Origin of the sequence: Paenibacillus sp. J5C2022 (assembly GCF_025567625.1) — a bacterium.
GTDB lineage: Bacteria > Bacillota > Bacilli > Paenibacillales > Paenibacillaceae > Pristimantibacillus.
The window spans coordinates 78,155-89,350 of sequence record NZ_JAOQJC010000007.1; the positions used below are offsets into that span (position 1 = coordinate 78,155).

Sequence of the window (11,196 nt, forward strand, 5' to 3'; positions counted from 1 at the left end):
GCCCCTCACTCCGTTATGATGAAATTATTGGATGTTGGCGAACCATTCATTTGCTTCTTGCTCCAGCTTCTCGCCGCCGCTTGCTCTCCACTTCTCCACGAATTCATCGAAGTAGTCAACCGGCTTGTCTCCTGTAATAATGTTGATGAATGCCTCATCTTCGATTTTCTTCAGCTCTTCCTTGTATTTGCTATCCGAAGGCAGCGGAGACAGCAACGCATTGGATATCCCGCCTATGCCGAAGTAATTTTCCTCCGCCCAATCAAATCTTGGTTTCGCCCGTTTGATCGCATATTCAGCCGGCTCGAACGGATTCAGCATAACGCCCATTTCCGTCAATTTCTTCGCATCCATATCATTGATGAAACCCGGGAAGCCCGTTTCCTCGTTATAATCCCAATGCTCGCCTTTTTTGCCGAAAATGCTGGTCAAGTAATCCTCGTAAGATGCGTTCATGGCATCCAAGGTTTGAAGAATTTTAGCCAGCTTGTCCGGTTCCTTCTCCAGTTGCTTGCCAAAGCCGACAAGCGTCGAGCCAACTACACTCGGTCCGCCAATGCCCATCAGGCCATCCGGTCCGACTGGCGGCTTGCCGTAGACAAGGCTTTCCGCCGCTTCGGAATTGATTTTGCTGAATTCCAGATAGTTCTCCGACTTCGTATCTCCTTCATGGAGAAGCGGCTTCCAATGGTAGAAGGCGCCGATGCTCGTTAACCCGATTCTGCTATTGAAGAATGCATGGGAGAAAGCGTAGTATCCGCCTTGATTCTCGCCGGTAATAAACTCCGGATCGAGCACGCCGTCCTTATACCATTTGCTTAGCAGCTTCAACGCTTCCTTCACTTCCGGCTGCACGGATGCGTACACGAGCTTGCCGTCTCTCTCTTGCCATATGCCGGGCACATAGCCGAATGCGCCGTATACCGACTCCATTCCTGTCTGGGACAATCCGTACGTATCTTTCTTACCGTTGTTGTCAGGATCTTCGAGTGCAAATTTATACATCGCCTCCTCGAATTGTTCCAGCGTCTCTGGAGCCTTATCCATGCCGATTCCCTTCAGCCAGTCTCCTCGCCATACGATCGGCTTTCGCAGCGGGAAACTGTTCGGCTTCGGTATGCCATACAGCTTGCCGTCAACCTTTCCGTATTTCAATCCGCCCGGAAGCTGCTTCTCGATCATCTCGTTATACAGGAACGGAGCATTTTCTTTCAGCATATCCTCTGGAATTTCCGCGAGCAGATCCTGCTTCACATATTTTTGCAATGTCTCGAAGCCATTTACATCCATGAGGTCCGGCACTTCTCCCGATGCAAACCTCAAATTCATAATTTCGTGCCACTTGCCGCCTTCAATATTCCAGACATCGTAATCGACGTTCAGTTTTTCTTCCCAATATTTCAGCATCTCGCCGTTTTCATCGACAGGAACAACAGCCGATTTGGCAACAGAGATCGTATACTTCTTATCTTCCTTCTGGTCGCCTCCCGCATCGGCCTGAACGTTATTCGAGCCTTGTGCTGCGCCATTGCCCCCTCCATTCGACTGGTTGTCCTGATTGTTTGATCCGCTGCACCCCGATAATGTGGCAACAACCGCCAGACTGAGCGCCAATACCCCAATGAAAGACTTGCCGGATTTGTTCAACAACACCATCTACCTCCACTGTTTTTTTATAATCAAGCGATTGAATGATCTCGCCGATTAACCTTTAAGAGAACCGATCATCATCCCTTTGACAAAATACTTTTGCACGAAGGGATAGACCATGATGATCGGTATCGTGGCAACCATGACTGTCGTAGCTTTAATCGTCTCCGGATTGGCCACCAAATCTTCATCCGCCATCGCATTCAAGTCCATCATGTCCTGCGTTCCCTCGAGCACGATTCTGCGAAGGACAACTTGTAGAACATGCTTGTCGGCATCCGATATATAGATCATGCTGTCAAACCATGCATTCCAATGCCCGACAGCCGTCCATAGACTGAGCGTGGCCACAATCGGCATCGACAGCGGGATGACAATCTGGAATAATATGCGGATTTCGTTAGCCCCATCGATCTTGGCCGACTCCTCCAGACTTTCCGGTATCGACATGAAGAAATTTCTCGCGATAATCATTTGGAACGTATGAATTAATCCTGGCAATACAAGCGCCCATACGGAGTTCATCAAGCCAAGCGATTTGACCAGGAAGTAGCTTGGAATCAAGCCCCCGGAGAAAAACATCGTAAAAACGATGAACGCCGTCCAGAACCCCCGATGGGGAAACTGCTTTTTCGCCAGCGGATATGCCGTAAATATCGTTACCAGCACAGTTAAGGCTGTTCCAATTAGCGTGCGAACCATCGTATTGGCGAACCCGGATGCGATAAAATCATTCGTAAGCACCTTCATGTAGTTGTCGAATGTGACCTTGGAAGGAATGATACGAATCTGCGTGAGCGAGACATCGCCGGGACTTAACGATAATGAAAGCAAAAACATGAACGGATAAATCGTCGAAAGGCACAACACGATTAAAACGGTGTAGTTCAAAACATCGAATCCCTTTTCAATAGCGGTAGATTTCACATGCCCCATTCCTACATCTCCTTCTGCGGCAGCTGTCTACCATAGACCATAGTCATTCCACTTCTTGGCCAGAGCATTGGTCATGACGATCAGCACGAACGCGATAACATTTTTGAATAAACCGACAGCAGTAGCGAAGCTGTACTCCATCTCCACCATGCCCCGCCGGTACGTATATGTGCTCAGCACATCCCCGACACTGTATACAGCCGGATTATACATGTTGAATATTTGGTCAAAATCATCATTCACGATTTTGCCGACGGCAAAAATAAACATAATTGTAATAACCGGCAGCATGGACGGCAAAGTAATATAAAATATGTTCTGAATACGGTTGGCCCCGTCAACTGTTGATGCTTCGTACAGCTCAGGATTGATGGAAGTGAGCGCCGCCAAATAAATAATGGTTCCCCAGCCGACATCCTTCCATATATCCGAAGCGACCAGCACGCCGCGAAACCACGATGGGTCGGCCAAAAAATAAATCGGCTTCAACCCAATGGATTGCAGAAAAATATTGATCGGACCTATCGAAGGCGACAAAAATTGAACGAATAAGCCCGCAATGACAACCCAAGATAAAAAATGCGGCATATAACTGATCGTTTGAACCGTTCGCTTGAACAGGACATGCCTGACCTCATTCAACAGAAGCGCCAGAATGATCGGCGCCGGGAAGCCGAATATGAGCTTATAGAAGCTGATGACGATCGTATTGCGGAACACTTCCCAAAAGCTGCCCAGAGAAAACAAATCGCGGAAATGCTCTAAACCGACCCACTGGCTTCCCCATATCCCTTCACTGAAGCGGTAATCCTTGAAAGCGATCATAATGCCGTAAATCGGAAGATATTGAAAGACAATATAATAGATAATCGCCGGCACAAAAAGGAGCACCAAATACTTCTGCTTGTAATAAGAGACCCACCATCTGCGTTTCGATCGTTCCCTCGGAGAATCCTTACTCCCCACTGCAACAGACACCTTCATTCACCTCTCTCTCGCTTTTTTCTTTCCGGGATCGCTCCCTCGCTTAAACGTACACAAACCGTTTGGAACGAGGAATAGGAAAGAACGCAAAAGGTATAAAAAAAGGAACTTGGACAACTTAAATTTCTCTACAACATATAAAAAAAGCCGAATTTCGGCCGATTTTGATACATTTTCTTCTTTTTATACAATTAATCGTGAATATTTACGATAACTCAACAATGTTTTTCAATTTTTTTCAGCCTAATTAACGCACTTGCACTGCTCAATCAACTTTACAATATGTTAACGAACCCCATAAATCCTCTTAATACTGACGTGATAAAGTAAACGGTAACAAACACATCAAGGAGCGCTTGCCATGAGATGGTTCAGCCGGTTGAATACCGTTTTTTACAAGCTTGTCATGTCATATGTCGCGTTAATCTTCATTACAATCCTATTTGTCGGATTGGCTTCCTATCATTACTTCTCCAATATTTACAATGAAGAATTGAAAAAGATGGAATCTAAAATATTGAACCATACCAGCCAAAACTTATTGAACGAGATTGTAGATATTGTAGAAAGAAGCTATATTCTTGTTGCAATGGGCGACTCGCAGATCAGTCCCGCTGCCTATTTATTCGATCAGCCCTTGAATGGAAATCATGAGAAAATACATATTTCGCAGCAGTATCTTAAAAAAATAGCCGCCTCCTATCCGGAGGTGCTCGATTCCATCAGTATCTACTATCGTTCAAATGATATTGTCGTATCGTCCCTGTCAGGGGTAACGTATCTGGATGAAGAGAACGCATCGATTGATCTGGAATGGCTGGAACGCGTTCATAACCGGGAGGATGCGGATGCGACAATATGGGTAGAGGCCAGATCGGTCCCGCGCAACATTCATTCTAATTCGCATACCGCCAAGCTTGTAACGTTCATTCGTCCGTACCCGTATACCATTCGAACCGGGGAGGCCAAGGGGTATATAGCCCTGCATATTAAAGAAAGCATGCTGCAAAAGCTCATCCATTCCGAGAAAAGCTCGGAAGGAAATATGCTGTTGATCGGCAAAGATGGTACGATTCTGACCCATAATTTCCCCGAGGATGTAAGCAGCTCGTTGACAGCCCTGCCTTTTTACCGCCAAGTAACCGCTCCGGACAGCAGGGACGGCAGCTTTATTACGAGTGTCGGCAACACCGAGACGATGGTAACGTCGGTTACGGTCCCGAATACGGAATGGAAGCTTGTGAGCGCAACGCCAGTCAGCGAGTTCTACAAAAAAACAGTGCCGCTTCGCCATACATTGCTTACCATCTGTATCGCGGCTATAGCAATAGGCATTGTCATCTCGAACATATTCACGATGCGTATCTATAACCCGCTTCGCCCTATTATCAACAAAGCGAAAAGTGCTTTCGATCAAGGAAAAGCCGGTCACCAGCTTGATGAGAATGAGTTCTCGCTATTGGATCGCGTAATCAACAATTTATCCGTGAAAATTTATGATCTTGAGAATACGATCGATTCTAATGCGCCATTGATCAAGCATCATTTCGTACTTGGGCTTCTTCATGGCAAAATCCCCTCCAAAAGCGAACTGGAGGGGACGATGCGATTAATCGGTCTGCAGTTGCCTTACTTGAAGCACACGGCAGTGCTAATAAGGCTTGATGGAGCAACCATGTCCCAGTTGACGCTGGAAAACCGCCAGTTCATCAAATTTAATTTAATCAAGGAGCTGGAACAGTGGGACAAGGATAACACGAGGCTGCTTGCGGCGGAGTTGTCCGAATATGAATTATGCGCTATCGTGAATGCGAATGACGATGTGACAAAAAAACTGGAGCGGCTCCACAAAGACGCGAAGGAGTACGTGCATGACAACTTTATGATGAAGCTGACCTTCTCGGCAGGAAGACCCGCATCATCGCTGCTGGAGCTGGAACCTTCATGCCGGGAAGCGGCGGCGGCGCTCAAGTACGCACCAATTCATCCCGAACAGTCGTTGTTCTTCGCGGAGGTATGGATGCCGATGGAGGAAAGAGACGAAGAAATGCCGGCGGAGCTGACGGCACGCTTCTCAAGCGAGCTCCGTTCAGGACGGCTGTCTCAGGTGAAGGCGGTAGTAGAGGAATTTACGCATTTAGCGCAATCCGGAGCCTATTCTGCCGACCATTGTTGGGCCATGTGGACGGGGTTGACGGACGCTTACCGGTCCTATCTGGAGGATCTGCCATTGAAGGGGAGCGAGAGCCAATACGATGAGTGGCTGAAAACCAGTGTATACCCAGTCGACATCATAAGCTGCAAGTCCATGCTGATACAGGCGATTGAAGATACCTATCAAAACATCGAAGCACTGTCAAATCAAAAAAACCGCAACATGGTCACGTCCGCAAAGCAATATATATCCGATAATCTGCAACAATCCATCTCTCTTGAATCTGCCGCCGAACATGTCCGCATCAGCGGCAAATATTTGAGCCGGTTGTTCAAGGAAGAGACGGGACTGAACTTCTCCGAATACGTAAACCGAAAAAGATTGGAACTGGCGGAGCGGTACATTCTCACTTCCGACATGACCATTGAGCAAATATCCGCACATGCAGGCTTCAATAGCTCTGCATATTTCATCAAAAAATTCAAAGAGACCTATAGCGTTACACCTCGCATGTACAAGCAATATTACTTGTCTGAAGAAAAGAGAACGCCAAAGAAGGAGCTCGCACATTGAGCTCCTTCTTTGACGTTTCACTGGAAAGACTGATGAATCAAATCATTTCCGCCGCTTGCCCGCGATAATATTATGCGTTTTCGCCAAATACTTCTTCACTTGTCCGTAATCCGCGCTTGCCACTCCGGCGAACAAAATGTCGATAATCGTCAGCATCGCTATCCGCGAGCCCATAGCTCCGCTTCGAATGGAAATCTCGGGTGTCGATATGCTAAGCAATATATGCGCCCGCTCCGACAGCTCGCTCTTGTTATACTTTGTAATCGCAATCACCTTGGCCCCGTTCTTGCGGGCAATATCCAGCGCCTCCAGCACTTCGGGCGTCTCTCCGGAATTAGAGATGAAGATCGCGACGTCCCCTTTCTCCAGCAGCGTAGAGGCCGTCAATTGGCTATGACCGTCGGTATAGGCATGACAGATCTTATTGATTCTAGTGAATTTCTGCTCCGCATCCTGACAGACGAGGCCCGACGCACCGATCCCGAAGAATACAATTCGCTTGCTGATGCGAAGCGCTTGAACGGCCTTCTCCACGGCTCCACGATCGATGACGCTAAGCGTATCCTCGATAGAACGCATATTGTTGCGGCTTACATTCGAAATAATTGTACCCAGATCGTCACCGGGCTGAATGTCCGTATACTGCTCTCCGGACTCGTCGTCCATCGACCCCAGCGAAGCGGATATGCTTACGATAAAGCTTCGATAGCCGTTATAGCCCATCGTTTTGCAGAATCGCAGCACCGATGCGTCGCTTGTCTTGCTCGCCTGGGCCAGACTTTTTATCGAGAGATGAGGAATTTCTTCCTTATTCGCCAATATATATTCCGCGACCAAGCGCTCCACGGGCGTCAGGCTATCTTTCCTGTCCCGAATTTTGATCAACACATTATCGTTTATCGCCATCGGCAGCCGCTCCTTAACCGTATCATTTTTTTGCATCTAAATCGTATACGTATTCCCGATAAATTACAAGTACCACGCGCATACTCGCAGCAACTTCGAGCACTCTTGCACACCTTAAAATAAAAATTTATTTCAAAATAAAATTATCATTATGATAAATTTATTACAAAAATTATTGTTGGTCAAGGCTGAGCTGTGCTATACTATCGTCACAATTCAACCGAAATCTACTCTACTATTTCTGTAAAAGGATGGGTGACATGACCAAACCATTCAAAATCGCCATTATCGGCGCCGGAAGCACGTACACTCCTGAATTGATGGAAGGCATCATTAAACGCAAGCTCCAATTGCCTCTGGATGAATTGGCCTTGATGGACATTGACGAGCGAAAGCTCGACATCGTCGGAGGACTATGCGAGCGTATGGTAGAAGCGGCGGGTATGCCGACCAAGGTTGTGAAAACGCAGCAATTGGACGAAGCGCTCACGAAAGCCGATTTCGTATTGGGACAAATCCGTGTCGGCAAGCTTCCCGCTCGGGTGCTGGATGAGCAAATTCCACTGAAATATGGACTGATCGGTCAGGAAACATGCGGTATTGGCGGCTTCTTCAAAGCGATGCGCACTATTCCCGTTATGCTGGACATCGCGCGGCGTATGGAGCAGCTATGCCCGAATGCCTGGCTCATTAACTTCTCCAATCCGGCGGGCATACTGTCAGAAGCGCTGCTGACACACAGCCGGGTGAATATGCTGGGCTTGTGCAATGTGCCTTACAATATGTTCAAGAGCATCCGCGAGACGCTTCAGCTCCCCGATGCCGACCTGACTTATATCGGACTCAATCACTTAAGCTGGATTACCGGCATTCAGCATGGAGGCAAGGACTACCTGCAGGAAGCGCTAAGCATGGGATTGAATAGCGAAGCGATGAAGAACATCCCGTCCAGCGGCTTCAGCCAGCAGCTGATTCAATCGGTAGGCGCCATTCCATCCTCCTATCTGGAGTATTACTACTTCAAGGACAAGAAGCTGAAGCTGTTGAAGGACAGCGAGCTGTCGCGCGGGGAAAAATGCATGCAGATCGAAGATGAGCTTCTGGATATTTACTCCAATGCGGAGCTTCATACGAAGCCGGAACTGCTCTCCTCGCGCGGCGGTGCTAATTATTCCGAGGTGGCGATCAGTCTCGTCGACGCCATCTACAACGACAAGCAGGAGACGCACGTCGTCAACTTGCTGAATCGCGGCGCACTGGACTTCATGGAAGATTCGGACGCCGTCGAGATCGCGGCGGTTATCGGGAAGGATGGCGCGAAGCCCGTGCCACTGCCCGGATTCGCCAATCGGCATATTGTCGACTATATGCGCATGGTAAAGGCGTATGAACGGGAGACAGTCAATGCTGCGGTGACGGGAAGCGAGGAAGCGGCGATGCGCGCTCTCATGATGAACCCGCTCGTATTCGACTATACGGCCGCATACGAATGCTTCCAGGAGCTGAAGCAAGCGCATCGCGCGTATTTGCCGCAGTTCGCTTGAGGAGGAATGTCGACATGACAAGCCAGACATATGTAATCGGAGTAGACGGCGGCAATAGCAAGACGGATTACTTCCTGTTCGATGGCAACGGGCATTATAAGGATCATATTCGCTCCGGCACTTGCAGCCACGAGCAGTTCCCCGACGGGTATGAGAGCGCATTCCGCATTATGCGCGAAAATATTGCGCAGCTGCTGTCCCGCAACGGCGTAGAGATGAAGGACGTCGCCGCGGGCGCCTTCGGACTGGCCGGAGCGGACATCCCTCCGCAGAAGAAGCAGCTGGAGCAAGTGGTGGAGCGGCTAGGCTTCACTCGCTACGCGATGGATAACGACTCCTTCCTGGGGGTAAAGGCCGCCAGCGGCAAAGGCTACGGCATCTGCTCCATTAACGGGTCAGGAGCATGTACGGGCGGCATCTCGCCGAGCGGGCTCCGGCTGCAGATCGGCGGCGTGGGCAGCGAATTGTCCGGCGATGAGGCGGGCGGATACTACTTGTCCCGCCGCGTGCTGAGAGCCGTCTATGACGCCTTCTACCGGTTCGGCCCTGAGACAACGCTGACTCCGTCCGTTATGAACTTGCTAGGCATTGCGAATAAGGAGTCATTCATCGAGCATGCGCTTCAGGGCTTGCTCGCCAAGAGCTTGCCTTATACGGATCTGGTTACTGCTCTGTTCACTTGTGCGGAGAGCGGAGATTCCGTCTCGCGGGACATTGTCGCTCATTCCGCTCGACAGATGGCACTATCCACGGCCGGCTGTGCACGGGAGCTGGATTTCGCCGCCGGGGAGGCCATCGACATCGTCATGGCCGGTTCGGTCTGGGTGAAGGCGAAGTCGCCGGTCATGCGGGACCTGTATATGCAATACGTGGACGAACTGGTTGATCGACCTTGCCGCTACATTCTGCTGGAGGTTCCTCCCGCCGCCGGAGCAGTTCTGTGGGCGCTGGAGCTGGCGGGCGGCAGGCCCGTTGACGCCGAATTGCGCGGGATAGTCATCTCCGCTGTACAAGAGAGAGCAATAGGGTAGGCAACACCTGCCCTACTGCTCTCTTTTCTTTATAGCTGGACGCTGGACTGGTAAGCTGTCACACTCCAGCCGATGCCACATGCCTTGCAGCACCCAATTTAGCTACTTCCGCTCCTCCAACCAAGGTTTCATCGTCTGCAGCTCACCGACTGCCCACTCTCCCCCATCTCACCTTCACTCTCCCCACTTCATGAGCTTTTGCTCATGACGGATATGAAAATCCCCCATTTGATACATGAGATTCCGCCCTCTATAATCTAAGGCAACGGTCATGGAAATGGAGGAAATGAACATGAAAGCTATTGTACACGAAGGAGTCTCAGGAATTAAAGGATTGCGCTTAAGAGAAATCAACGACACATCGCCCGGACCGGGAGAAGTGAAAATCCGCATACGGGCTGCCGGGCTGAACCATCGCGATCTGTTCCTGATGGACAGCCGCAGTCAAACGGACGAACCCCTGATTATCGGCTCAGACGGGGCGGGAGTAGTGGATGCGGTCGGAGAAGGCGTGACGGAGCTTGCCACTGGAACCGAAGTCATCATCAATCCCAGCCTGAACTGGCCGATAACCGATGAAGTTCCCCGGCACTTGGCCATTGTCGGCGGCCCCTCGCCCGGCACTTTCGCGGAATATATCACGGTACCGGCGCACAATGCTCTGCCGAAGCCGCGCTACCTCTCATGGGAGGAAGCCGGCGGACTCCCCTTGTCCGCGCTGACCGCGTACCGGCTGCTGTTCACGAAAGGAGGACTGCAGAGCGGTCAACATGTGTTCATCCCCGGCATCGGCGGAGGCGTCGCCACCTATGCCATGATGATGGCCCGGGCTGCAGGAGCGACCGTCACCGTCTCATCCAGGAGCGAGTACAAAAGAAACAAGGCGCTGCAGCATGGCGCTCACTATGCTGTGGACAGCGCCGGAGATTGGAGCGCAGCATGGAACGGCGATCGTGCCGATCTCATATTGGACAGCATCGGACCTGCCACCTTCCATAAATACTGGGATATCGTCAAGCCGAATGGCCGCATCGTCGTCTTCGGGGCCAGCTCCGGCGATCATCTCACCATTCCAATGCGGGCGCTCTTCTTCCCGCAAATCAACGTACTGGGCAGCTCTATGGGCAGTAGCGAGGAATTCCGGGCCATGCTTCAATTCATGGAGAGCCATCAGTTGAGGCCGATTGTCGATTCGACATTCCCGCTGCAGGAAGCCGCCCGAGCGGTCGCCAGAATGCAGCTGGGCGAGCAATACGGCAACATCGTACTGACCGTCAATGAATAAGTTCGCTCACCTTCGACAATACCCGCGCCAAAAACGATTGGAATAGGCTAATGTTTGTCGTATATTAAGTAGTATGATACGTATACAACCTAAAAGATATGTTCTCCTGACAATTGCACTTCTATTGTTTAT

8 protein-coding genes are annotated in these 11,196 nt (G+C 50.0%); 4 read left to right on the forward strand and 4 right to left on the reverse strand.

All coding sequences use genetic code 11. From position 1 onward, the window contains the following. Window positions 1-24: 24 nt before the first annotated feature. From M6D81_RS07800 to M6D81_RS07810, 3 genes are read right to left on the reverse strand one after another with little or no spacing between them, the layout of a single operon-like run. Window positions 25-1,650: an extracellular solute-binding protein gene (locus M6D81_RS07800; RefSeq protein ID WP_262676291.1), complete on the reverse strand. Its 1,626-nt coding sequence runs from the start codon at window positions 1,648-1,650 to the stop codon at window positions 25-27. A gap of 54 nt (window positions 1,651-1,704) precedes the next feature. Continuing rightward, window positions 1,705-2,586, reverse strand: coding sequence for a carbohydrate ABC transporter permease (locus M6D81_RS07805; RefSeq protein ID WP_262676292.1), 882 nt, complete (start codon window positions 2,584-2,586; stop codon window positions 1,705-1,707). 27 nt (window positions 2,587-2,613) lie between these two features. Then, window positions 2,614-3,564: an ABC transporter permease gene (locus M6D81_RS07810; RefSeq protein WP_262676293.1), complete on the reverse strand. Its 951-nt coding sequence runs from the start codon at window positions 3,562-3,564 to the stop codon at window positions 2,614-2,616. A 367-nt stretch (window positions 3,565-3,931) separates the two neighbouring features. Here M6D81_RS07810 and M6D81_RS07815 point away from each other — a divergent pair, with 367 nt between their 5' ends. Beyond that, window positions 3,932-6,298, forward strand: a complete 2,367-nt coding sequence (locus M6D81_RS07815) for an AraC family transcriptional regulator (RefSeq protein ID WP_262676294.1) — start codon at window positions 3,932-3,934, stop codon at window positions 6,296-6,298. A 42-nt stretch (window positions 6,299-6,340) separates the two neighbouring features. On the opposite strand, the gene M6D81_RS07820 is transcribed toward M6D81_RS07815, so the two are convergent. Continuing rightward, complete coding sequence (locus M6D81_RS07820) at window positions 6,341-7,204, reverse strand: MurR/RpiR family transcriptional regulator (RefSeq protein ID WP_262676295.1); 864 nt, start codon at window positions 7,202-7,204, stop codon at window positions 6,341-6,343. Window positions 7,205-7,464: 260 nt separating this feature from the next. Between M6D81_RS07820 and M6D81_RS07825 the strand changes: the two genes are divergently transcribed. The 3 genes from M6D81_RS07825 to M6D81_RS07835 all read left to right on the forward strand — a co-directional run bounded on the left by M6D81_RS07825 (window position 7,465) and on the right by M6D81_RS07835 (window position 11,064). Further along, the gene (locus M6D81_RS07825; protein ID WP_262676296.1) at window positions 7,465-8,748 is read left to right on the forward strand and encodes a 6-phospho-beta-glucosidase; all 1,284 of its coding nucleotides are present in this window, start codon (window positions 7,465-7,467) and stop codon (window positions 8,746-8,748) included. A gap of 14 nt (window positions 8,749-8,762) precedes the next feature. Then, window positions 8,763-9,779 (forward strand): N-acetylglucosamine kinase, encoded by a 1,017-nt coding sequence (locus M6D81_RS07830; RefSeq protein WP_262676297.1) that lies wholly within the window; start codon window positions 8,763-8,765, stop codon window positions 9,777-9,779. Window positions 9,780-10,071: 292 nt separating this feature from the next. Further along, complete coding sequence (locus tag M6D81_RS07835) at window positions 10,072-11,064, forward strand: zinc-binding dehydrogenase (protein WP_262676298.1); 993 nt, start codon at window positions 10,072-10,074, stop codon at window positions 11,062-11,064. The last annotated feature ends 132 nt before the right edge of the window (window positions 11,065-11,196 follow it).